Genomic DNA, 22,792 nt, shown 5'->3' on the forward strand with positions numbered 1-22,792 from the left:
TGCGGCGGTCTCGTATCACGGCGGGGCGAAATGGTCATCCCCATGGTCGTCACTTGGCGCGAGGCCTTTCAGGACTTGGTTTTGTGACGCCGGCTTTTGGCTTTGACAGCGCCGCAAACAGTGGTTAAGGGGACCACTCTTTTATTCACGAGGCTTGCCGTGGCAAAAACCGAACTTGGCACAAAGCGTATCGACCCCGAGACGGGTCGAAAATTCTACGACCTGAACAAGGACCCGATCGTCTCGCCCTACACCGGCAAGACCTATCCGCGTTCCTATTTCGAGGAAGGCAAGATCGCCGCCCTCGAGGAGGAAGAGGAAGTGGCCGAGAAGGAAGTGGACGCCGAGGACGAAGAGGGCGTTGAAGTCGTCTCGCTCGAAGAGGCCGACGAGGACGTCAAGGGTGACGACCTGCCGGATCTCGGCGATGACGAGGACGTTGACCTCGGCGACGAGGAGGATGACACTTTCCTTGCCGATGAAGAAGAAGAAGACGACGACGTTGCCGACATGATCGGCGTCGGCGACGACGACGACGAGGTCTGATCGACCCCGGACGCCAGCGTTTGCAGGCTTTCTCGGCCTGTGAACAAAAAGCCGATATTCAAGGCTTGATATCTTGGAAAGGCGGGGTTAGAAGCCGCCTGCACGTACGGCGCGGTGTTCCAACCCGCGCTGATCTCTTCGCCGGAAACGGCGCCGGCTGACTGCCGGGAGTGGGGCCATAGCTCAGTTGGGAGAGCGCTTGAATGGCATTCAAGAGGTCGTCGGTTCGATTCCGATTGGCTCCACCAAACAGTCTCTTCGGGTCTGCCAACGACAAGCGTCGGTGGGCCTGCCCTGCGACAAATCCTCGAAGAAACGCCGCCAGTGGCAGCCCAGGCCTCGGTGATGTCGGTCTCACCGAACTGGCCCCGGCGGTCCTTTCACCAAGGGAACGCGCGCGCTTCGAGACCATGGGCGGGCAGGCGAGACAGGATTTCTTTTTCACGCCGTGGACGCTCAAGGAAGCCTATGTGAAAGCGCGCGGCGTGGGCCTCTCCTTGCCGGTGAAGAAGCTTGAACTGGACCTGGAGGTCTCTCCGCCCATTGCCCATTTCGGCGACGAGATCGATGACGATGCCTCGCGTTGGGCATTCCGCAGCCTGCGTCTGACACACATTGTCGGCATCGCTGCCGCCATGCCCGATGGCGAACTTGAGATCGTGCCGAGGCGGACACGGGCCATCAATCCGCCTTTGCATGTCTGATCGTATCGCTTCAGCCGAGCAGCTCGGCGGCGACTTCGAGCGTGTTGCGGAACGACGTTTCGATGTGGTGCTCCATCGCCTGCGCGGCGCCTTCGGCGTCGTGGCGCTTCAGCGCGTCGAGAATGGCCCCGTGCTGCTCAATCGTCTGTTCGCCATAGCCGGGCTTCGGGATGACGAGGTAGCGGCCCCGATCCATCTGCGCCTTGGAGATGTCGACGGCGCGCCAGATTTTCGGCAGGCCGCAGATTTCGGCGATGCTGCGGTGGAAGACGTCGTCGAGCTGGATCGCAGTGGCATATCTGCCGCGCGCTATTGCGAGCCGGTGCGCCGCCATATTGTCCTCCAGAAGTTCGCCGGCCGACGGCGTGAATTTGGCGGCCGCGCGCCTGGCGCTCTCCATCTCCAGGGCACGGCGGATGACATAGGCTTCTTCCAGGTCGACACGATTGATCGGCGCGACATAGGTGCCGGTCTGCGCCAGGATGGTGACGAGGCCCTCGTCACTGATGCGCTTGACCGCTTCGCGCACCGGTGTGCGCGAGACACCAAGGGCTTCGGCGATGGCCACCTCGTTGATGACTTCCCCCGGCTTCATCTGTCCGATGACAATCAGATTGCGGATCTTGTGGTAGATCTGATCGCGTAGTGGAAACGCCCGATTGAGTGTCGAAGGGTCCAGGTCCATGGCAAATCCGCGCTTCGGTCACCAGAATGATCAAGTTATAGTGGGATGTCGGATGAAATGCACTCAACGCGTCGATCGGTGCGCCTTGTCACCAAGGCAGGCATGACAGCATTCAGGCTCGGATTCGAGCGAGCGGAGAGAATTTCCAATTTCACCGCAGGATTTGGAATAAACTAACTCTACAGAGTTTATAGAATAAGCAAAGTGCGGGCGATCTGGTTTTCCCGGACAGGACTCCGCCATGCCCGCCCCACTGCACCCGCTATCAACTCCGTCACGCACAGTCCGCCATCGCCACCCGCTTGCGGGAAGTGGCAAAGGCCGCCGCCACGCTGGGCTATTACGGCGTGCTGCTGCCGACCGGCCGGTCGTGCGAGGATTCCTGGGTAATCGCCTCGGCGCTGGTGCCGCTGACCGAGCGGCTGCGTTTCCTGGTCGCCGTACGGCCCGGCCTGCAATCGCCGACGCTGGCGGCGCGCATGACGGCGACGCTCGACCGCATTTCCGGTGGCCGCCTGCTGATCAATGTCGTCACCGGCGGCGATCCGCTGGAAGGCGCTGGCCGAGCCCACCGCCGAGACGGTGGCGCATGCGCAGATCGTCACCGCAGAGACGAAGATACTGTCGATCGAAATTGCCATCGCCGCGACAAACAAGCTGTTCGAACTGGCCGGCACGCGCTCGACGCTGGCCGAGCACAATCTCGACAGGCACTGGCGCAATGGCCGCACCCACACGCTGCACGATCCGGTACGCTGGAAGTACGCGATCCTCGGCAAGTATTTCCTCAACGGCGAGAATCCGCCGCTGCACGCCTGGAGCTGATTTCCCGTCGGCGGGCCTGATAGCCCGCCACTTCAAACTTCGACATCCAAGAGGCCCACTGCCATGTCAAACCCCACAGTTGTCGGCTTTTCCGGCAACATCACCCGGCCGTCAAAAACGCGCGCCTTCGTCGAGTTCGTCACCAGGGATATCGCCGCGCGCCATGGCCTGTCGGCTGTCACCTACGACATCGAGGATGTCGGCCCGTCGCTGGGCACGGCACGGTGGGCGCGCGACCTCGACAGCCAGGCGCAGCCGATCCTGGCGCAGATCCTCGCGGCTGACGTGCTGGTGGTCGGCTCACCGACCTACAAGGGCAGCTATACCGGCCTGTTCAAGCACTTCTTCGACCTCATCGATCCCTCGGCGTTGCGGGGCAAGCCCATCGTGCTGACGGCCACCGGCGGCGGCGAACGCCACGCTCTGATCGTCGAGCATCAGCTGCGGCCGTTGTTCGGTTTCTTCGAGGCCTTTGCCTTGCCGACCGCTGTCTACGTCACCGACAAGGATTTCACCGAGGGCGTGCTGCGCTCCGAGGCGATCCTGAAGCGCGCGGCGCAGGCGGTGGACGAAGTCGGTTTCGTGCTGGCCAACCGCTCGGCAGGCAGGGTCGCCGCCGAATAGCCGCCGATCGAAATCCGCACGGGCGGTACCCTCGCTTACGTGCAATTTACGGCCGCCCGTTACAAAGTTCCTGTCTGATTCGTCCGGGACAGGAACACCATGAGCAAAGCCCTCACGACCTTCGCACTCGTCGCCGTCTTGACCGCTTTGCTCATGGCGCTGAGCCTTGCGGTGGCGCGCCACGGCTATCCCTATGGCGCGATCGGCGTCAGACGTCTCGACGGCATCGCCGATGCCGGAACCTTCATTCCGCTGGCCGCCGTCTTTTTCTTCAGCGCCCTGTTGATGATGATCCTGCCGATCAGGGCGGCCAGCATCGTGCTGACCCATTGCGCCGACGCGATCTTCTGGGCGGTGATCGTGCTGTTCGCCACCATCGTCGGCGGCCTGCTCGCCCGATGGGCCTTCGGTCAGGGCAGCGCAATGCTCGCATTGCTGAACTGGCGGTTCCTGTTCGCCGTGGCGGTCGTCGGCTGCCACTTCGTCATGAACGAATTGCGCCGCAACGTGCTGTTGCGCAGCCTGTTCTTCGTGATCTTCGCCGCCGCGACGCTCGCCTGCCTGTTCTGGTCGTTCACACTCTGAGCGTGATCCCGGCTGGTTAGTTGCCGGCCGCGATGTGGCCGGCAGCCTGCTCTATCCAAGTCCAGAGATAGGCTGCAAGACCGCGATCAACATGGATGCGCAGCTTGCCTTCATGGTGATAGACGATGGCGCCGATGCCGGCGAAGGAAAGTGCCGCGCTGGCGCTTGGCTGCCTGGGATCAAGCGTCGTCCCGCGTGCGATGACGGTTTCAAGCGCTGGGCCTTCGACCTCGAACACCTGCAGCCCGGCGCTGATCTCCGTCACGGCGAACCCCTCGGGGGACCACCCGGTGGCCATGCCGATGGGTGTGGTGGACACGGCAAGCAGGCGGTCGCGTGCCAGGCGCACCGAATAGCGTATGCCTTCCGCCAGGCCGAATGCCCCGACGGCCGGTCCGTCGAAGCCGGAAGCCTCGGCCCACGCGGGAAGATCGCCACTGACTAGGCGTTGGTGCAGCCCGGTAACGGCGCCTATTTTGAGCCCCGGCACTTCGATCGTGGCGGTTCGCCAGTCCGGCGCGACGGACCATTTCTCCGCGAGATCACGCATGCAGCCGATCTCCTGCAGGGTCGAAGGCGCAAGGCGCGGCAATCGTCGCCATGCTGACCTTGCCGAGGTGCTGGATTTCGATCGTCTCGCCATGGCGTGAAGCACCACGCTCGATCAGGCCAAGCGCCACCGGCCGGCCAAGCGTCGGGCTCTGGTAGCTCGAGGTGACAAAGCCCTGGCTGCGCAGCCTGCCGTCGACGCGTCGGATGCCATGCGTGCCGGTCGGCAAGGGGGCTTCGCCCCCCGGCACCGTCAATCCGACAAACTGCAGGCGGTTGTTTCGCGAGGCCTCCTCGGTAAACAGCGAGCGGCGGCCGACATATTCGCTCTGGCGTTTGGCGCGAGGTCCTTCAGAACCGAGGTCGTGCGGCAGCGTGGTGCCGTCGGTGTCCTTGCCGATGACGATGAAGCCTTTCTCGGCGCGCAGGATCATCAGCGCTTCGAGACCGATGGTGACGGCATCGAACCCCTGACCGGCTTGGCGCAGATGCGCCCAAAGCGGCTCGGCGCGATCGGCGCGTATCGAGATCTCATAGCTCCTGTCGCCGGTGAAGCTGACGCGGGCGATGCGGACCTCGTCACCGCCATAGTTGCCGTGACCGATCGCCATGTGTGGCAGGTCTGCATCGTCGAGCGAGAGGCCGAGATCGAGCGTCTCGAGCAGTTTTCGGGCATTCGGCCCGGAGACGGTCAGCGTCGCCATTTCTGCCGTTGCGTTGTGGATATAGACGGCGTCGCGGCCAAAACGGTCCTGGCGCCATTCTTCCAGCCGGGCGTGCACCGCGGCAACATGCGAGGACGAGCACGAGACGACGAAGCGATGCTCGTCGAGCCGCACCAGAACGCCATCATCGAAGACCACGCCGTTCTCCGACAACATGAAGCCATAGCGGCAGCGGCCGGGCTTCAGCGTCGACATGGTGTTGTAGTAGAGGAAATCGACGAATGCGGCCGCCTGCGGTCCGATCACCTCGATCTTGCCCAGCGTCGACCCGTCGAACAGCGCGACCGACCGGCGCGCGCGCAACGCCTCGTCCTGGATGGCGCGATCCGCATCGGCGTCGCGGCCACCATAATGAGCCGGCCGCAGCCAGCCGCCATATTCCTGGAAGACCGCGCCGCTGTCGCGATGCACATTCTCCAGCGGCAGTCGCCGCACCGGCGCCATCAACTCGCCAACGCGCGCGCCGGCAAAGCTTGCCAGCGGCACTGGTGTGAACGGCGGGCGATAGGTGGTGGTGCCGACCTCCGGCACCGTGCGTCCGGTAATCCCGGCCATCAGCGCCAGGCCAGGCAGGTTGGAAGTCTTGCCCTGGTCGGTCGCCATGCCGAGCGTGGTGTAGCGCTTGAGATGCTCGACCGAGACGAAGTTTTCGCGCGCCGCCAGTTCGACGTCCTTCACCGTCACGTCGTTCTGATAGTCGATCCAGATGCGCCCTTTCGAGCCGGGCACCGGCCATGCGGCCGTTATGCCGCCCGTCGCCTCCGGCCCCGTGCTGCGCGGCACTGCGGCTTTCGTTTTGCCGAGCGAGGCAACAGCCTTCTCCGAAGTAGCGAACACCTCGGACAAGGAAACCGCGCCGGCGGCGGCGCCGGCCACGGAAATGCCATCGACCGGATCGCCCGGCAGGAAGGCGGCACGTGCCTCGCTCCAGGCAAGCTTGCCCTTGGCCTGGCCGAAGAGATGAATGGTCGGCGTCCAGCCGCCCGAGACCAGCACGCAGTCGGCATCGAGCCTGGTGCCGTCATCCAACGTCACGCCCTCGACGCGCAGCCTGCCCTTGGCGGCGGCAAGCGCCCGCCCTTTGACCAGCCGCACCTTGGTTGGCGCGTCGGGCATGCCGTCAAGCCTGATGTCGACCAGCGTGATGTCGGATCCAGCTTCGGCGAGTGCTCCTGCGACCTCGTAGGCACTGTCATTGTTGGTCGCGACGACGACGCGGCGGCCGACCAGCACCGCATGGCGCCTGAGATAGGCGAGCGCCGCATCCGCCGACAGGATGCCCGGCAGGTCGTTATTGGCGAAGGGCAGCGGCCGCTCGATGGCGCCGGTCGCCAGCACGATCTGGCGCGGCCGGACCCGCCACAGCGTGTCGCGCCGGCCATCGAAATGACGCTGGTTCAGCCCGACCAGATTGTGGTCGTAGATGCCGAAGGCGGTGGTCGCAGGCAGGATGAGGTGACCGCCGGCGGTAAGTTCTGCAACCGTCTCCTCGACCCAAATCGCCGCCGGCTTGCCGTCGATCTCGCCGGCACGATGGCCGAGCGATCCGCCCGGCTTCCGCTGGTCGTCGACCAGCACGACGGATAGACCAGCGCCGGCCGCCAGCCTGGCCGCCGCCAGTCCGGCCGGCCCCGCACCCACCACCAGCACATCGCAATGATGGTTGACCTGGTGCGCCGTACCCGGCGCGGTCCATTCCGTATCGACCTTGCCCAGCCCGGCCATGGCGCGGATGCGCGGCTCGAACATGTGCCAGTCCGGCCACATGAAGGTCTTGTAGTAGAACGCCGCCGGAATGAAGCGCGAGAAACGGTCGAGGAAGGCGTTGCGATCGGTCAGCGCGCTCGGCGTCGCGTTGACGCTTTTCGCCACCAGCCCGTCGCGTGCCGGCTCGGTCGTGGCCCGCGTGTTCGGCGTCGCCTGCGGGCCGCCGACATCGACCAGCGCGTTCGGCTCTTCGACGCCGGCGCCCCAGATGCCGCGCGGCCGGTGATATTTGAAGCTGCGGCCGACCACCGCGACATCATTGGCCAGCAGCGCGGAGGCGATGGTGTCGCCGGCAAAGCCTTGCACGGTGGCGCCATCGAAGCTGAAGCGGATCGGCCGCGAGCGGTCGATGGCGCTGCCGCCTGTGGCGAGACGCGAGGCGGTCACGCCGCATGCTCCCCGCCAAGCGCTGTCGACGACAGCACGTTGTGCGTGACGGTGTCGCGTTCCATGACGAAGAACTCGCCGCAGTTCATATGCACCCAGATCTCGCGCGCCGCGCCCTTCGGATTGCCGCGCAGGTAGAGATATCCGGCCCAGCGCTCGATCGGCACCTCGGCGCCGTCGGGCCTGGCATTGCCGGCATCGCCGCCATAGTGGAATTCGGTCTCGTCGCGCTGACCGCAGAACGGGCAAGGGAAGAGCTGCATCAAGAAACCTCTAGTGCGCGATGCCGGAGCCGGCCGCTTCGTCGATCAGCCGCCCACTGGCGAAGCGATCCAGATCGAAGGGGCGGCTGATGTCGTTGTGTTTGCCGGTCGCCAGCAGGTTTGCCAGCAGCGTGCCGCCGGCGGGAATGGCCTTGAAGCCGCCCGTGCCCCAGCCGCAATTGAGGAACAGATTGGGCAGCGGCGAGGGACCTATGATCGGCGAGGAATCCGGTACGACGTCGACAATGCCGGCCCATTGCCGCATCAGCTTGAGCTGACCAAAGATCGGAAACATCTCCAGAACGCCGGCGATCACGGTTTCCAGCGTCGGCAGATTGCCGCGCTGCGCATAGGAGGGGATGCGGTCGAGCCCGCCGCCGATGACGATCTCGCCCTTGTCCGACTGGCTGACATAGACGCCGCAGCCGGGCGACAGCACCACCGTATCGAGGATCGGCTTGACCGGCTCGGAAACGCAGGCCTGCAGCGCATAGGAATTGATCGGCAGCCGGAAGCCGGCCTTCGCGGCCAGCACCGAGGAATGCCCGGCCACCGCCATGCCGATGCGCTCGGCGCGGATCGCGCCGCGCGTCGTCTGCACGCCGCGGCAGCGGCCGCCTTCGACGATGAAATCGGTGATCTCGCAATTCTGGATGATGTCGACGCCGAGCCGGCTCGCCGCCCGCGCGTAACCCCAGGCGACCGCGTCATGGCGCGCCGTTCCGGCCCTGCCTTGCCAGATGCCGCCGAACACGGGGAAACGCGCATCCGGGGAGAAATTGTAGATCGGCGCCACGCGGCGCACATCGTCTGGAGAAAACAATTCGGCATCGATGCCGTTGATCTGCATGGCGTTGACGGTGCGCGCGCCGATCTCCATCTCGGCCGTCGAGTGGCAGAGATTGACCATGCCGCGCTGCGACAGCATGACGTTGTAGTTCAAATCCTTCGACAGGCCTTCATAGAGCCGGTGCGCCAGCCCATAGAGCTCGACGCTTTGCGGATAATAGTAGTTCGAGCGCACGACGGTGGTGTTGCGGCCGGTGTTGCCGCCGCCGATCCAACCTTTTTCGAGCACCGCAACGCGGCTAATGCCGTGGTTCTTGGCCAGGTAATAGGCCGTCGCCAACCCATGGCCGCCGCCGCCGATGATGATCGCGTCATAGGACGGCTTCGGCTCGGGCGAGCGCCAGGCCTGCTTCCAGCCGGTCTGGCCGGCCAGGCCCTCCTTGAACAGCGACAGGGCGGAATAGCGTCTGGTCATGGTGTGCCGGACAGGCCTGATTTCGGGCAAGGGGCTTGGATCATGGCAGGGTCTTCCGCAGGATGGCAGCGGTTCGTTCGGTCATGCCCGCATCGCCTTGCCCGGCGGATCGTAGGGCGACGAAGCGATGACGCGCGCACTTCTTTCGACGCCGACGATATGGGTTGTCAACTCGGTATCGATTCCGGCCGCATCGCGCTCGACAAGCGCCATGGCAAGGCTCTTGGCGACCGTATGGCCATAACCGCCCGAGGTGACGAAGCCGGCAAGCTTGCCTCTGCTCCAGACCGGCTCGTAGCCGCTGGCATCGGCATCCGCTGCGTCGATTTCGAGCGTCACCAGCGTGCGCCTGGCGCCGGCCTGCTGCTTTTTCAGCGCCGCATCGCGTCCGATGAAGTCGCCCTTGTCGAACGCGATCCAGCGATCCATGCCGGTTTCATCAGGCGTATAGTCTTGCGTGAACTCGCGCGACCAGATGCCGAAACTCTTTTCGAGCCGCAGCGAATTGACCGCGCCAAAGCCGTATTCGGTGATGCCGAGGTCGCTGCCTGCCGAAAGCAGCGCGCGGCGCAGCCCGGCATGCTCATTGGCGCCGCAATGGATCTCGTAGCCGAGTTCGCCGATGACAGAGAGCCGCCCGACCTTGGCCCGTACCAGGCCGACATCGAGCGTCTTGCAGGCGAGAAAGCCGAAGGCTTGGTGCGAGACATCCTGGTGCGTCAGCCGTTCGAGCAGGCGGCGCGCATTGGGGCCGGCGAGCGAAAAGCCGACGACCGCGTCCGAAATGTCGCGCACACTGACACCGTCGGCGAGATGCTGTTCGAACCAGCGCATATGCCATTGCCGCAGATAATAGGACCCCATGATCCACCAGGAGCCGTCGCCCCAGTTGAAGACGGTGAGGTCGCCCTTGAGCTTGCCGTTCTCGCCCAGCATCGGCGCGAGTTTCGCGCGGCCGGGCTTTGGCAGCGCACAGGCGAGCAGCCGGTCGAGCCAGGCTTCCGCTTGCGGTCCGCTGACCTCGTAGCGCGAGAAGGCGGTGATATCGAGCAGGCCGACGCCTTCGCGCACCTTGCGGCATTCCCGGGCGACGATGTCGAAGGCGTTGGAGCGCTTCAGCGTCGGCGTTTCGACGAAGCCCTTCGGGGCGAAATAGAGCGGCACTTCCATGCCCCAGGAATTGCCCCAGCGCGCGCCTGCGGCATCCATGGCGTCATGGGCGCCGGCCGTCTGCAAGGGCCTTCCCGCCGGCAGCTGTTCGTTGGGGTAGCTCATGACGAAGCGGCGCGAATAGAACTGCCCGGTCGTCTGCTTGATGTATTCGCGGTTTGAGGCGAAGTCGCCGTAACGGGCGATGTCCATGCCGTAGACGTCCGCTTCCGGCTCGCCATGGATCATCCATTCAGCCAGCGACTTGCCGACGCCACCGCCTTGCAGGAAGCCGGCCATGACGCCGCAGGCCACCCAGTAGTTGGGGACGCCGCGCACCGGGCCGACCAGCGGATTGCCGTCGGGCGAGAAGGTGAAGGCGCCGTTCACCCAGCGCTTGATGCCGGCGGTCTCCAGGCAGGGGTAACGGCTGAAGCCAAGCGCCAGCTCGTTGGCGATGCGGTCGGTGTCCTCCTGGATAAGCTCGATGCCGTAGTTCCACGGCGCGCCGTCCATATTCCAGTGCTTGTGGTTGATCTCGTAGATGCCGAGCAGCAGGCCCTTCTGCTCTTGGCGCATATAGGTGAAACCTTCGAGGTCGACGACCAGCGGCAATTCCCGGTCGAGCGCCTGGATCTCGGGCAGCGCCTCGGTGACGAGGTAATGATGCTCCATCGGCGAAACGGGCAGGTCGATGCCGGCCATCCGGCCGACCTGCTTGGCCCACAGGCCGCCGGCATTGACGACGTGCTCGGCAATAACCGTGCCTCTCTCGGTGACCACGTCCCAGCTGCCGTCGGCACGCCGGTTGAGCTCCAACACACGGTTGTGCTCGATGATCTCCGCGCCGCGCTTCCTTGCCGCCTTGGCATAGGCATGGACGACGCCCGAGGGGTCGATATGACCTTCGCGCGCGGCATAGAGGCCGCCCAGCATGCCGTCGGTGTTGAGGATCGGGCAGCGCTGCTTGATCTCGTCGACGCCGACCAGATGGACATCGTCTATGCCCATGGTCTGAAAAATGCGGTAGGAGGCCTTGAGCCATTCCCAGCGCTCCGGCGCCGACGCGACCGAGATGCCGCCGGTCATGTGCATGCCGATATTCTGGCCCGATTCTGTCTCGACCTCCGACAGAAGGTCGATCGTGTAGGCCTGCAGCGCGGCGATGTTGGGGTCGGCGTTCAAGGCGTGGAAGCCGCCGGCCGCGTGCCAGCTCGACCCAGCGGTCAGCACCTCGCGTTCGATCAGCGCGACATCGCTCCAGCCGAATTTCGCCAGGTGATAGAGCACCGAGGCCCCAACCACGCCGCCGCCGATAACGATCGCCCTGTATTGGGATTTCATCCTGCCGCACTCCATCAGGTGATGACGCGCACCTTAATGGCGTTGTACACATGTGTCTAGTACATTGCGGGGAGCAGATTGCATGGTCACCAAGGGGGTTTTTACGGGTCGGATGTGTCTGCGTTGAGAGACGAAGATGAAGCAGGAGCACCCATCGCTTCGTCATCCTGGGGCGTAGCAAGGAGCGCAGCGACGCCGCGCAGACCCCAGGATCCATGCCGGGACTCGGAAGCGTCGCCACGGTGCAGAATTCCCGCTCCGCTGCAGTGCTTGTTGAAGGTCACGGAATGGATACCAGGGTCTCCGCGACGGCGCTTCGCGTCCGCTTCGCACAGGGATGACGACGTGGGGGAGGCTTCGGCCAATCTCGCATGGCGTCGGGCGGGATTATCAGGCCGAGGCGGCCCATGCCTGGCGTCTACCGTTTGCCGGAAAGCGTCTTCTCGACGTAGCGCGCAAAATCCTCGACATCCTCTGCCGGAGGTTCCTGGCCGGTGAAGCTGCGCAGATAGGAGGCGACCTGGGCCAGGCGGGTGCTCATCGGCTCGTTGAGCTCGAGCGAGTAGTAGCCGATCTGCATGAAATAGAGCACGCGGGCCCGCACGAACGCATCTTCGTCCTCATAGCCATGGCGCTTGAACATGTCGCGTATGGCATTGACGCGTTCTTCGTCGGCCTCATCGAGCGCGCGCCGGATGGCGGGCGAACGGCGGGCCCAGGCCCTGATGGCGAAATCCAGCCGTGGATCGAACAGTTTCTCGTCGACCCAGCATTCGAAAATGCTCATCACGCCGCGGATGACGGTCGCGGAAGGCCGGTTGGCGCGCTCGACGATGAATTTTGTGTTGGTCTGCCGCCAATAGTCCAGCAACTGGTCGAGCAGATCCTGCCGGCTCTTGAAATACCAGTAGAAGCTGGAGCGCGAGACATCGAGCTGCTGGCCAAGCGTCAGCACGCGGACGCGTTCGACACCATCCGAGATCAGTGTTTCAAGCGCCAGCTTCAGCCAGTCTTCACGCGTGGCCTTGATGTTGCCGGTGGCGCCGGCGCGCTGGATCGTCGTTTCGATTGCTGCCATCAACACGACGCATGACACGCCGGATCGGGCAAATCAAGGCTATGGACATGTCTGTACAGGGCAATTCGTTTGGGCTTGGAGAACGTCTCGCGGACATTAGCCGGGCCAGCTATCGATGGGCGCCATCGCCGCCGCACGTTTTGGCGTAATGGCAAGCCTGGGGATTTTTGTCGCGGCCGTTCGGCCAGTGCGTGCTTTCCCGCAAGGCATTTGTCTGGCAAATACCAGTTCAGACAGATGCCGCCGCGCGGCCAACCAGCAGGAAAGACCAGGACATGGCGCAGTTTCGAAAGAACCTCATCGATGGTGAATGGGTTGGCGATGCCGGCTCCCGCAACATCAACCCCTCGGATACCGGCGATGTCGTCGGCGAATATGCCTCGGCGGGTGTCGAACAGGCCAAGCAGGCCATCGCGGCGGCCAAGGCGGCGTTTCCGGCATGGTCGCGCTCCGGTCCGCTGGCGCGCCACGCGGTGCTGAAGAAGGCGTCCGACGAGATCATGGCGCGCAAGGACGAGATCGGCCGCAATCTGGCGCGCGAAGAAGGCAAGACGCTGGCCGAGGGCATTGGCGAGACCATTCGTGCCGCCCAGATATTCGATTTCTTTGCCGGCGAAACATTGCGGCTGGTGGGAGAGATGGTGCCAAGCGTGCGGCCGGGTGTCGGCGTCGAGATCACACGCGAAGCGGTCGGCGTGGTCGGCATCATCACGCCATGGAATTTCCCCATCGCCATTCCGGCCTGGAAGATCGCGCCGGCGCTCGCCCATGGCAACACCATCGTCTTCAAGCCGGCCGAGCTGGTTCCGGAGAGCGCCTGGTCGATCGTCGACATCCTGCATCGCGCCGGCCTGCCCAAGGGCGTGCTCAACCTCGTTATGGGCAAGGGCTCGGTGGTCGGCCAGGCGATGCTCGACAGCCCCGATGTCAATGCCATCACCTTCACCGGCTCGGTCGGCACGGGAAAACGCGTCGCGGCGGCAAGTGTCGAGCACATGCGCAAGTTCCAGCTCGAAATGGGCGGCAAGAACCCGCTGGTCGTGCTTGACGACGCCGATCTCGCGGTCGCCGTCGACTGCGCGCTCAACGGCGCCTTCTTCTCGACCGGCCAGCGCTGCACCGCCTCGTCCAGGCTGATCGTGACCGAAGGCATCCATGACCGTTTCGTCGACGCGCTGAAGGAGCGGATGGGCAAGCTGGTGATCGGCGATGCACTCGATGCGCAGACCCAGATCGGCCCGGTCGTCGACGCGACCCAGCTGAAGCAGGACGAGGATTACATCGCCATCGGCGTCAGGGAAGGCGCCACGCTCGCCTTCGGCGGCGAACGGCTCGATCGCAAGACGCCCGGCTTCTATCTCAGCCCGGCCCTGCTGACCGAAGCCACCAACGTCATGCGCTCCTCGCGCGAGGAGATTTTCGGACCTGTCGCCAGCGTCATCCGCGTCAAGGACTACGACGAGGCGCTTACAGTCGCCAACGACACGCCCTTCGGGCTCACCTCGGGCATCTGCACCACGAGCCTCAAGCATGCCACGCACTTCAAGCGCAATTCGGAGGCCGGCATGGTGATGGTCAACCTGCCGACGGCAGGCGTCGATTTCCATGTTCCCTTCGGCGGCCGCAAGGGCTCGAGCTACGGCCCGCGCGAACAGGGGCGCTATGCCATGGAGTTCTACACCACGGTGAAGACCGCCTATACATTCGCAGGCTGATCGGGCGCCGGCTTATCGGGCCGGCGAACCTTCACCACGGAACCGAGGCAATGACGTTACAGGACCTGACCTGGCTCAACCCGCCGCCGCATCACGCCATATCAGGCGATGCGGTGCGCGTTCGCACCGGCAAGGAGACCGATTTCTGGCGCGAGACCTTCTACGGTTTCTGGCGCGACAACGGCCATTTCCTGCATCGGCCGGTCGAGGGCGATTTCACCGCCGAAGTCACCGTCAGGGGTGATTACAGGGTGCTTTACGACCAGGCCGGGCTGATGGTCCGGCTCAGCGAAACGCATTGGATCAAGGCCGGCATCGAATACACGGACGGCCTCGCCTATTTCTCCGTCGTCGTCACCAACGACACGTCGGACTGGTCACTGGTGGCAATTCATGCCGATCCGAACGGCGTGAAGATCCGCCTGACCCGTCATGGCGAGGCGATCCGCGTCCAGTATCTCGATGCTTCGGACGGCCAGTGGAAACCGGTGCGGCTCGCCTATTTCCCGGTCTCGAAGACGGTCGCCGTCGGCATGATGTGCTGTTCGCCGCAGCGCGAAGGTTTCGAGGTCACATTCTCCGGATTTTCGGTCGGCCCGCCGATTCCACGGGAACTCCACGACTGACGTCCGGCCGGGACCGGGCTTGCGTGGCCTGCGCGCGCCGCAGGTCATTGCGGCCGCGACGGCGTCTGGGCTAAGCGTTGCCGATGGGCATGTCGCGTTGGCGGGCAAAACTCAAAAGGGCGGTCCGTTCCGGGGCGCTGAGATTCCTCGGCGTTCCTTCCGTGCTGTGGTCGCAAGGCATCGCTCACTTCTGCGACTTCGCCGGACCCGATTGGTATCGCAACGCGCCGACCGAATCGACGCAGAGCGAGGCCTTTTTCCGCGACCACTATAGTGGCGCGCATGGCATCATCTGGGTTCGGCTGAGCACATTGGCCAGGGAGCGGCGAAACTGCGACCTCGATACGTTCGCCAGGGTTGCCTTGCCGACGATCAAGGCCCCCTTCATCCTGCTGACGACCGACGGCGATGCCTCGGTCCCGTCGGACTTGGCGAAGGACACTGTCGAACGGCTTCTCGCCAACCCCTATCTGGTGTCCTGGTACAGCCAGAACAGCGACGGTGGTCACCCCAGGATCAAGCCGTTCCCGATCGGGCTGGATCTCCATACGCCGCGCTCCCTTGCAACGCCTGCCGGTCTGGTGCGGCAGCTGCAAACCCTGCGCGACCGGCAAGGCAATGCGGATCACCGTCAGCCCAGGATATTCTGCGATTTCAGCGTCAGCAGGGGCTCCAGCCAGCGTCGGGAGCTGCTTGATGCGCTGGACGGATGCCCGCATGTCGACTTCCTGAAGAGACGCGTTTCGCAGCGCGGCATCTGGCAGCTGTATGCGCAATATCCGCTCGTGCTTTCGACCACGGGAAACGGCCTCGATTGCCACCGCACATGGGAGCTGCTCTATCTCGGCTGCATCGTGGTGACCAAGACCTCGCCGCTCGACCCTCTCTACCAGGGCCTGCCTGTCATCATCGTCGAGGATTGGCACGAGGTCAGGGATCCACAAGCGCCACAGCGCTGGATCGGCAAGGTCGCGCATCTGGCGGAGCGGGACTATTTGTGGCGGCGTCTGCGGCCACAGGCCTATCTGGAGCCCCTCAGGCTGGAACTTCGGCAAGCTGCCGCTTCACCAGGGGACGTGTAGGATCTCCAGCTTCGGCAGGCCGACCGGCCGGATGCCGAGATCGTTGGCGAGCACCCCAAAGGCCTCGGTCTCGATCAGGTCGCGGTAGGGAATTTCGGGGAAGCGAAGGCCGCCGCGATGCAGAGCGGCATCGACCAGAAGCATGGTTCCGCCGACCGCATCGAGGCCGATGATGTCGAGATGCCTGACATCGCTCAGGTGGTACCGGTACGGTGTCTGCTTGGGAGGCTGGTGCAGGCCGCCGCGTATCTCGCGGTAGTAGCGATAATCCCTGGTCTGCCGTCGGATAACGAAGCTGTTGAGGTCGAAGCTGTCGCCGCCGGCGATCTTCACGCAGTTGGGCACCGCGATGCGATGCCGCGTGGCGATCAGCCGGTTCAGCACATCGCCGGGAAAGCGCCAGACGTCGATATCGATCCACAGCGCCCAGTCGTCGTCTTCGTTCAGCCCGTGATCGATCAGGTGATTTCGTACCGTGGCAATCGCGCCGCGCCTGACGCGTTGCATCCTCGGCTTGGCCCGTCTTGCCCTATCGAGCCTGGTGCCGATATGTCTTTGCAGAAGCACAATGTCGCGATATTTGCCGGCCAGTCCCGCCGTCGCGGCCCGCAGCCGTTCCCAGCTGCCATCCAGGCTGTCGCCTTCGCAGAACACCAGCTTGATCCTGTCCTTGGGGTAGTCGAGCCCGTCCAGCGCATCGAGAAAGGGTTGGATGAGGTCGGCGGCGTCGCGAAGCGGCACCAGAACAGCGATGTTTTGACCCGAAGGCGGCGGCGCGGCCAGAACAACCTTGTCGACGCCGGCTCTCGCCACGGCCTCATCCAGATACGCCCCGCGCGTCATGTGGTACCAAAGCCCATAGGCGCGGTTGCGCAGCCTGGTCGTCCATTTCGGCGGCGGTTCGGGGATCCACCATGTGCCGGCCCAGTGATGGATCGACAGTGCTGCCGTATCGTCGCTGCCCTCGCGCTCCATGCTCCCGGCGGAGGTCACCGGCGTGAACAGGCCGGAAGGGTGAAGGGCGAAGGCTTCTTGATCGCTATAACCGCGCTGCGCGGAGGTCAAAAGGCAAGGGCCGGTTGCGTCGAGCACGTCCTTGGCGCTGGCGAGCCCGGGCATCATGGACAACAGATGCATCCAGAAGGGATGCCCGGGCGGGCTCGCGATTGTTCCGTTGAACAGAAGATAGGGCAGGCCCCGGAAATCCGCCTGGACGGCCGCATGCGACGCCGGCTCCTTGCACAGCACGATCCGGGTTTCGTCCATGATCGGATCGAAGGCTGCGACGCATTCGCAGTCGATGTCGGCATAGACCCCGCCAAAATGGTGCAGCAGCATGTAGCGGGCCGCGTCCGAGCGCTGCACGCCCATCGTGTAGCCGCAGAACATCGGCAGGAAATCAGGGTAGTGCTCGGCCACGAATTCGAGCAGCATCCGGTCGCTCCAGAACATCACCGTCCAGTGCGGATTGTGCCGCTTCCAGCTGTCGGCATATGGCTGGAAGCGCGCGGGAATGGTGTCGCCCTTCCAGGTCTGGTGCAGGATTGCCGGAATCATCCGGTAGCGCCGTTTGGTCCAAGCCCGTCGCGAACGGCGTCGCGGATCGCTTGCGGGCCGAACCTTGCCCATACCGCCTGATGCGCGCGAAGGCGTTGCCGCGCCCTGCGTTCGGGATCGAGACAGAGTCCGATCGCCATCTCGGCAAGCGTTTCGTCGGATTGAGACAGCAGCACCTCGTCGTTTTCGATCAGGTCCAGGCCCTCGGCCGCGATCGGCGTGGCGACCACCGGCACGCCCGCGGCCATGGCTTCAAGGATCTTGATGCGTGTGCCGCCGCCCGCCGTCAGCGGGACAATGGTGAGATGCGCGCTGGACAACAGCGGCGCCACATCCGCGGGATCTTCGATGAGCTCCACGCCAGGCAATCTGGCCAATGCCTGCACCTCCGGTTTTGGGGTGCGTCCAGCCAGGACGAGCCTGGCACCCGGCAGGGCGTTTCGGATACGGGGCAGTATGAAACTGGCCAGGCGCTGGGCAGCATCGACGTTTGGCGGATAGGCGAGATGGCCGATGAACACGATCACCGGAAAGCCGTTGCCGGTCGACGGTTCGGCAGGCAGGCGCCCGAGACCATCCCCGGCTTGCGGAATTCCGTTCGGAACAACGTCGACCGGGATCTCGTGCCGGGAAAGCGTCATCAGCTTCTGGCGATCCAGGTTCGAACAAACCCACACCCTGTCGACAAGGGACAGCGCTTTTCTTTCAAGGTACCGGACGCCGAATGCTGCTGCGCTTCGCCTGGCGCTCAGGCGCCTGATCTGTCCGGCCAGGTCGGACTCGACATTGTGCATGTCGAGAATGAGCTGCGCCGCCAGCGGCCGCAGGGGCCGCAGCAGCTTGAACAGGCCGACGCCCTCGACAATGATGTTGTCGGGGCGGAATTCACGGGCGAGCGCCTCAAGCCGCGGCAGCGCGGAACGCGGTATGCGATTCTCTAACCTTGAGCGCCACCAACCGATCGAGGCCGTGCGGGGCTCCCCTTCGATCGACAGGGCCTCGACCCGGATCAATGGATCAGGCGCATTCTTTACTTTGTTCGGCTTGACCGAAACCAGGCAGACCGGTCCGAACCTGGCGGCCGCTTCGGCGTTGCGGTAGTTTCTCAGATCCGAACCTGAAGCCGGTGGAAAGCCCGGGTCGTGCGACACGATCAGCGTGCGCCTCTGGGCCGCCCGCTCAGACTTGCCGACAGCCGGTTGCGCGCCTGTGCCGTTCAATGCGGATGGCTGGGGCTTTGCGCCAGGCAGGGGGCCCAATTCAGATGGCATTCAGTACGATTCCGTGATCACAAGCATCAGCGCCACCTTGTTTAGCTGAACAAGGCTTTCGTCAAGCACTGTATCTTTTGAATACTGTCGCTTCGAGTCCTCGGCGCGCAGCCAGGCTCATCGCCTCGACCAGGCCAGCCAGCGCGCCGCCAGACGCCTGCGCAAGGAGGTGAACCGGGTTCGCCTGTAGGCGTCTCCCGCCATCTTGATGCCTTGTGCCTGCGTCGGAAAGGGATGGATGACATCGGCCAGGGCATGCAATCCCATGCCCGACCTTATGGCGAGCGTCACCGCATTGATCATCTCGCCGGCATGGGCGGCGACGACCGTCGCCCCCAGGATGCGGTCGGATCCCTCCCGGACATGGATCTTGACGAACCCTTCCTCCTCGCCGTCCATCACGGCGCGGGCGACATCATGCATCAGCACCGTATAGGTCTTGACCGGGATGCCGTTCCGCCGCGCCTCGATCGGATAGAGCCCGACATGGGCGATCTCCGGATCGGTATAGGTGCACCAGGGAACGACGAGGTCGCTGAGCCTTTCGCGGCCGCGAAACAGGGCATTGCGCACGACGATGCGTGCCGTCGCTTCGGCGGTATGGGTGAACTTGTACTCCAGGCACACATCGCCCGCCGCGTAGATGTGCGGATTTGTGGTTCTCAGGTGATCGTCCACCTTGATGCCGTTGGCATCATACGCCACCCCAGCCTCTTCCAGGCCGAGACCCCTGACATTGGGCGAACGGCCGACGCCGGTGATGATCTCGTCGACGGAGATCGTCGTCGTGTCGCCGTCCCGCAAAAGGTCGGCGAGCTTCTTGCCGCCTTCCCTGCGCACCGCCACCACTTCGGTGTTCAGGCGCACCTCGATCCCTTCGCGTGCCAGCGCGTCCGAAAGGATCTGCGCGGCGTCACGTTCCTCGCCGGGCAGGAACATCGGATCGCTCTGTGCCAGGATGACCTTCGACCCGAGCAGGCAGAAGGCCTGCGCCGTCTCGCAGCCAAGCGGACCGCCGCCGATGACCAGCAGCCGCTCAGGACGTTGCGTGAGGTTGAACATGCTTTCATTGTCGAGATAGCCGGCCTCGGCAAGTCCGGGGATCGCCGGCCCGCTCGGATGCGCGCCGGTCGCGACCAGGGCCTTTTTGAAATGCAGCGTCTTGCCGGCGACATCAACCGTGTCGGGTCCGCCAAAGCGCGCTTCACCGAAATAGAGGTCGATGCCTTCCGAAGCGATCACCGCGGCCGAATCGGCGCGGCTGAGCCGCTGCCGGATCTGCCGCATCCGCGTCATGGCCCGCTCGAAGTCGACAGGAAGACGCGTCGGCGTGTCGCCGCCGAAATTCTCGGCATCGCGCATGTCGGCATAGAGCCTGGCCGTGCGGATGATTGCCTTCGACGGGACGCCGCCGACATTGGCGCAAGCACCGCCGATCAGGCCACGCTCGATCAGCGCGACTTTGGCGCCAAGGCTTGCGGCGTCACGCGCCGCGGTCAGTCCGGCCGGTCCGGCGCCGATGACGACGAGATTGTACTGGCCGTCGGGGGTCGGGTTCTTCCAATGCGGCGGATGCGCGGCCCGGATCAGGTCGACGTCGTTGCGGTCGACAGGGAAAGCGGCGGCCTTTGTCCGTTCACGCGACATCATAGGCCCCTGATGCGGAGCCTGAAGGCTGTGCCAGCCAGCCGCCGGTGAAGCCCGCCTTGCCCAGGCCGCGGCGGATGTGGGGATTGGAGCCCATCAGCTCCCAGATCAGCCGCGAGCGGTGGTTCTCGATCATCATCACCACGATGCCCTGGTCCAGCCCGTAATGGCCCTCCGACACCCAGCCGTTGCGGCCGAATTTTCGCCGGTTGGCCAAGGTCGGATTGAAGCCGCTCGGCAGGCGGAAATTGTCGATCACCTCGGGGTAGCGCTCGCCGAGATGGCGCAAGGCGGCCAGGCAGATGTCGGGCGCGAAGGGCAGCGACGCCGGATAGGACCATGGCGCGATCGTCCCGTCATCCGGCCCGAACGGTGCGCCACGCGCCGCATAGCCGGAAAACCGGTGCCGCCGTCGCTCGACACTGGCGCGGAAGCCGCCCGGCCCGTCTCCCGCCGAAAGCCCCCAAAGGTTTTCACCATAGCCGTCAAAGCCATAGGGGTTGTGGCGGGCATAGTCGCGGTGCAGATAGGTCGAACGGCGGCTGTTCTCGAAATAATCCGAGTTCTTCTCGCGCATGAACGCATCGCGGATCCCGGCGAAATCGATCCAGGCATGCGAGAACTGGTGCATGAACAACGGCCCGCCATAGAGCACGTCATGGCCGTAGATGTTTTCCCACTGGTAGGTCGCCGTCCAAGCCTCGTAACTGTCGTTGGAGGTCGGGCTGTCGGGTGAAGCCATCGACAATACGTAGAGGATGGTCGCCTCGTTGTAGCCTTCCCAGCCATAGTGGAGGAAACCGCTCTTCGGCTTCCAGCCTTGCCGCAAGGTGGGGCTTTTGCCTTGCGCCCAGCGCCAGTCGATGCGCCGGTAGATCGCTTCGGCCAGTTGGCGGATTTCGGCTTCCTGTTCATTATCGCCGGAGAAATAGGCGCCGGCCACCAGCATCCCGGCCAACAGCAAGGCGGTGTCCACCATCGACAGCTCGCAGCGCCAGACGCGCAGGCCGGTGCGCATGTCGAGGAAATGGTAGTAGAAACCCTTGTGGCCGGTGACCTCGTCACCACTGCCTTGCGGGCTGGCCGAGAAGAAACGCAACGCCGCAAGCGTAAGCTCCTTCGCCGCCGCGCGCGTCATCCAGCCGCGCTCGACGCCGATCGGATAGCAGGACAGGGCAAAACCGACGACGGCGATGCTGGCCGGCGAGTTCGGCCGCGACGTATCGGCGACCAGCCCGTTGTCGGGGTTCACATTTTCCAGGAAATAGCCGAAGGCCGCGCGCTGGTAGCGGTCCAGAAGCTCGTCATCGGACAGCGCTGCAGGATCTGCTTCAGGCAAGCGATGCAATCTCCAGCCTGATGGTGGCGGCCCCTGTCGATCGCGCGGCGCCGGTACGGCGGCCATGGGTCATCGCCAAACTGTCTCGTCGTGTCATGGCTCTCCCGCAAACCCTGTTGTGTCACCGCCCATTCAGACGTCAGCAACTATACGTCTGTCCAGTTCCGATCGCTGCCTCGTCACGTGGAATTGTAGTTGCGCGGGCCAATGTGGGGATGTTCCGGTCCGGGTCAATACGTGGCGCGGCCACCGGAAACGTCGAAGACGGCGGCCGTGGTGAACGAGCATTCCTCCGAGACGATCCAGCAGATCAACGCCGCCACTTCTTCGACCTCGCCAAAGCGCGCCATCGGAATCTTGGACAGCATGAAGTCGATGTGCTCCTGGCTCATCTGCTTGAAGATCGCGGTGCGCACGGCCGCCGGCGTCACGCAGTTCACCGTCACCTTGGTCTTGGCCAGTTCCTTGCCGAGCGACTTGGTCAGGCCGATCACCGCGGCCTTGGACGTGCTGTAGGCGGAGGCGTTGGGGTTGCCTTCCTTGCCGGCGATCGAGGCGATGTTGACGATGCGGCCATAGTTGCGCTCGAGCATATGCGGCACCAGCGCCTTGTTGCAGTAGAAGACGCCGTTGATGTTGATGTCGATGACCTTTTGCCAATCCTCGACCGAATAGGCCCACGTCGTCATGTTCGGTCCGGTGATCGCAGCGCTTGTGACCAGGATGTCGACACCGCCAAGCGCTTCAATCGTTCGTACGGCGGCGCCTTGAACGCCGGCGGCGTCGGCGACGTCAATGGCAACACCGTGCAGGCCAGGGATGACAGCCTTCGCCTGTTCGATCTGGGCCGGATCGCGATCCCAGACGCTGACGCGCCCGCCTTCCTCGACGATCCTTTGCGCAACCGCCAGGCCGATACCCGAGGCCCCGCCGGTGATGACCGCCGATCGGCTGGCGAAGCGTCCCGCGAAGTTCATCGGCATCTCAGTCTCCCCCGTCTATGTTGGCTGAAGGCGCCATTGGTGGTGACTGTGGGGTCACGGTCGATCGAGTTCAAGCC

At 64.2% G+C, this 22,792-nt stretch carries 19 protein-coding genes, 1 tRNA gene and 2 pseudogenes; 10 read left to right on the plus strand and 12 right to left on the minus strand.

Translation table 11 applies throughout. The annotated features are described in order from the left end of the window. Nucleotides 1–159: 159 nt before the first annotated feature. The 3 genes from AC04SF_RS16055 (at nucleotide 160) to AC04SF_RS16065 (ending at nucleotide 1,250) form a co-directional block, all read left to right on the plus strand. A complete protein-coding gene (locus AC04SF_RS16055; protein WP_095200844.1) occupies nucleotides 160–546 on the plus strand; it encodes a TIGR02300 family protein in 387 nt (128 codons plus the stop codon). A 172-nt stretch (nucleotides 547–718) separates the two neighbouring features. Next, a tRNA-Ala gene (locus AC04SF_RS16060) sits at nucleotides 719–794 on the plus strand. Then, nucleotides 783–1,250 (plus strand): 4'-phosphopantetheinyl transferase superfamily protein, encoded by a 468-nt coding sequence (locus AC04SF_RS16065; protein ID WP_488478636.1) that lies wholly within the window; start codon nucleotides 783–785, stop codon nucleotides 1,248–1,250. The genes AC04SF_RS16060 and AC04SF_RS16065 overlap by 12 nt, the downstream gene beginning before the upstream one ends. Before the next feature lie 10 nt (nucleotides 1,251–1,260). On the opposite strand, the gene AC04SF_RS16070 is transcribed toward AC04SF_RS16065, so the two are convergent. Continuing rightward, nucleotides 1,261–1,935 (minus strand): GntR family transcriptional regulator, encoded by a 675-nt coding sequence (locus AC04SF_RS16070; protein WP_488478637.1) that lies wholly within the window; start codon nucleotides 1,933–1,935, stop codon nucleotides 1,261–1,263. 302 nt (nucleotides 1,936–2,237) lie between these two features. On the opposite strand from AC04SF_RS16070, the pseudogene AC04SF_RS16075 reads away from it, so the two are divergent. From AC04SF_RS16075 to AC04SF_RS16090, 4 genes and pseudogenes are all read left to right on the plus strand, one after another. Then, nucleotides 2,238–2,558: pseudogene (locus AC04SF_RS16075) on the plus strand (LLM class flavin-dependent oxidoreductase); the annotation flags it as partial. Continuing rightward, nucleotides 2,491–2,760: pseudogene (locus tag AC04SF_RS16080) on the plus strand (SfnB family sulfur acquisition oxidoreductase); the annotation flags it as partial. The pseudogenes AC04SF_RS16075 and AC04SF_RS16080, both read left to right, overlap by 68 nt. Nucleotides 2,761–2,823: 63 nt before the next feature. Beyond that, complete coding sequence (gene msuE / locus AC04SF_RS16085) at nucleotides 2,824–3,384, plus strand: FMN reductase (protein WP_488478638.1); 561 nt, start codon at nucleotides 2,824–2,826, stop codon at nucleotides 3,382–3,384. A gap of 99 nt (nucleotides 3,385–3,483) precedes the next feature. After that, nucleotides 3,484–3,969, plus strand: coding sequence for a hypothetical protein (locus tag AC04SF_RS16090; RefSeq protein ID WP_488478639.1), 486 nt, complete (start codon nucleotides 3,484–3,486; stop codon nucleotides 3,967–3,969). A 16-nt stretch (nucleotides 3,970–3,985) separates the two neighbouring features. Here the strand turns inward: AC04SF_RS16090 and AC04SF_RS16095 are convergent, their stop codons facing one another. The 6 genes from AC04SF_RS16095 to AC04SF_RS16120 form a co-directional block, all read right to left on the minus strand. After that, nucleotides 3,986–4,519 (minus strand): hypothetical protein, encoded by a 534-nt coding sequence (locus AC04SF_RS16095; RefSeq protein WP_488478640.1) that lies wholly within the window; start codon nucleotides 4,517–4,519, stop codon nucleotides 3,986–3,988. Next, on the minus strand, nucleotides 4,512–7,397 hold the full coding sequence (locus AC04SF_RS16100; protein ID WP_488478641.1) for a sarcosine oxidase subunit alpha family protein: 2,886 nt from the start codon (nucleotides 7,395–7,397) through the stop codon (nucleotides 4,512–4,514). The genes AC04SF_RS16095 and AC04SF_RS16100 overlap by 8 nt, the downstream gene beginning before the upstream one ends. Beyond that, entirely contained in the window at nucleotides 7,394–7,660 is a 267-nt protein-coding gene (locus AC04SF_RS16105) for a sarcosine oxidase subunit delta family protein (protein WP_488478642.1), read from the minus strand. The genes AC04SF_RS16100 and AC04SF_RS16105 overlap by 4 nt, the downstream gene beginning before the upstream one ends. 10 nt (nucleotides 7,661–7,670) lie before the next feature. After that, on the minus strand, nucleotides 7,671–8,924 hold the full coding sequence (locus tag AC04SF_RS16110) for a sarcosine oxidase subunit beta family protein (protein WP_488478643.1): 1,254 nt from the start codon (nucleotides 8,922–8,924) through the stop codon (nucleotides 7,671–7,673). An 81-nt stretch (nucleotides 8,925–9,005) separates the two neighbouring features. Then, nucleotides 9,006–11,417, minus strand: a complete 2,412-nt coding sequence (locus AC04SF_RS16115) for a GcvT family protein (RefSeq protein WP_488478644.1) — start codon at nucleotides 11,415–11,417, stop codon at nucleotides 9,006–9,008. A gap of 418 nt (nucleotides 11,418–11,835) precedes the next feature. Then, a complete protein-coding gene (locus tag AC04SF_RS16120; protein ID WP_488478645.1) occupies nucleotides 11,836–12,495 on the minus strand; it encodes a TetR/AcrR family transcriptional regulator in 660 nt (219 codons plus the stop codon). 275 nt (nucleotides 12,496–12,770) lie between these two features. Here AC04SF_RS16120 and AC04SF_RS16125 point away from each other — a divergent pair, with 275 nt between their 5' ends. From AC04SF_RS16125 to AC04SF_RS16135, 3 genes are all read left to right on the plus strand, one after another. After that, nucleotides 12,771–14,210 (plus strand): aldehyde dehydrogenase family protein, encoded by a 1,440-nt coding sequence (locus tag AC04SF_RS16125; protein WP_488478646.1) that lies wholly within the window; start codon nucleotides 12,771–12,773, stop codon nucleotides 14,208–14,210. A gap of 50 nt (nucleotides 14,211–14,260) precedes the next feature. After that, nucleotides 14,261–14,836 (plus strand): DUF1349 domain-containing protein, encoded by a 576-nt coding sequence (locus tag AC04SF_RS16130; protein WP_488478647.1) that lies wholly within the window; start codon nucleotides 14,261–14,263, stop codon nucleotides 14,834–14,836. An 83-nt stretch (nucleotides 14,837–14,919) separates the two neighbouring features. Beyond that, nucleotides 14,920–15,918 (plus strand): hypothetical protein, encoded by a 999-nt coding sequence (locus AC04SF_RS16135; RefSeq protein WP_488478648.1) that lies wholly within the window; start codon nucleotides 14,920–14,922, stop codon nucleotides 15,916–15,918. Here the strand turns inward: AC04SF_RS16135 and AC04SF_RS16140 are convergent. The 5 genes from AC04SF_RS16140 to AC04SF_RS16160 form a co-directional block, all read right to left on the minus strand. Continuing rightward, nucleotides 15,901–17,475 carry a glycosyltransferase gene (locus AC04SF_RS16140; protein ID WP_488478649.1) on the minus strand — a complete coding sequence of 525 codons (1,575 nt, stop codon included), beginning with the start codon at nucleotides 17,473–17,475 and terminating at the stop codon, nucleotides 15,901–15,903. The genes AC04SF_RS16135 and AC04SF_RS16140 overlap by 18 nt on opposite strands. Further along, the gene (locus tag AC04SF_RS16145) at nucleotides 17,472–18,488 is read right to left on the minus strand and encodes a glycosyltransferase family 4 protein (protein ID WP_488478650.1); all 1,017 of its coding nucleotides are present in this window, start codon (nucleotides 18,486–18,488) and stop codon (nucleotides 17,472–17,474) included. The genes AC04SF_RS16140 and AC04SF_RS16145 overlap by 4 nt, the downstream gene beginning before the upstream one ends. Before the next feature lie 375 nt (nucleotides 18,489–18,863). Beyond that, nucleotides 18,864–20,393: a mercuric reductase gene (locus tag AC04SF_RS16150; RefSeq protein WP_488478651.1), complete on the minus strand. Its 1,530-nt coding sequence runs from the start codon at nucleotides 20,391–20,393 to the stop codon at nucleotides 18,864–18,866. After that, on the minus strand, nucleotides 20,383–21,732 hold the full coding sequence (locus AC04SF_RS16155; protein ID WP_488478652.1) for a glucoamylase family protein: 1,350 nt from the start codon (nucleotides 21,730–21,732) through the stop codon (nucleotides 20,383–20,385). Before AC04SF_RS16155 ends, AC04SF_RS16150 begins: the two co-directional genes overlap by 11 nt. A 230-nt stretch (nucleotides 21,733–21,962) precedes the next feature. Then, nucleotides 21,963–22,715 carry an SDR family NAD(P)-dependent oxidoreductase gene (locus tag AC04SF_RS16160; protein ID WP_488478653.1) on the minus strand — a complete coding sequence of 251 codons (753 nt, stop codon included), beginning with the start codon at nucleotides 22,713–22,715 and terminating at the stop codon, nucleotides 21,963–21,965. Nucleotides 22,716–22,792 lie beyond the last annotated feature (77 nt).

Source organism: Mesorhizobium sp. CNPSo 4671 (genome assembly GCF_057784245.1).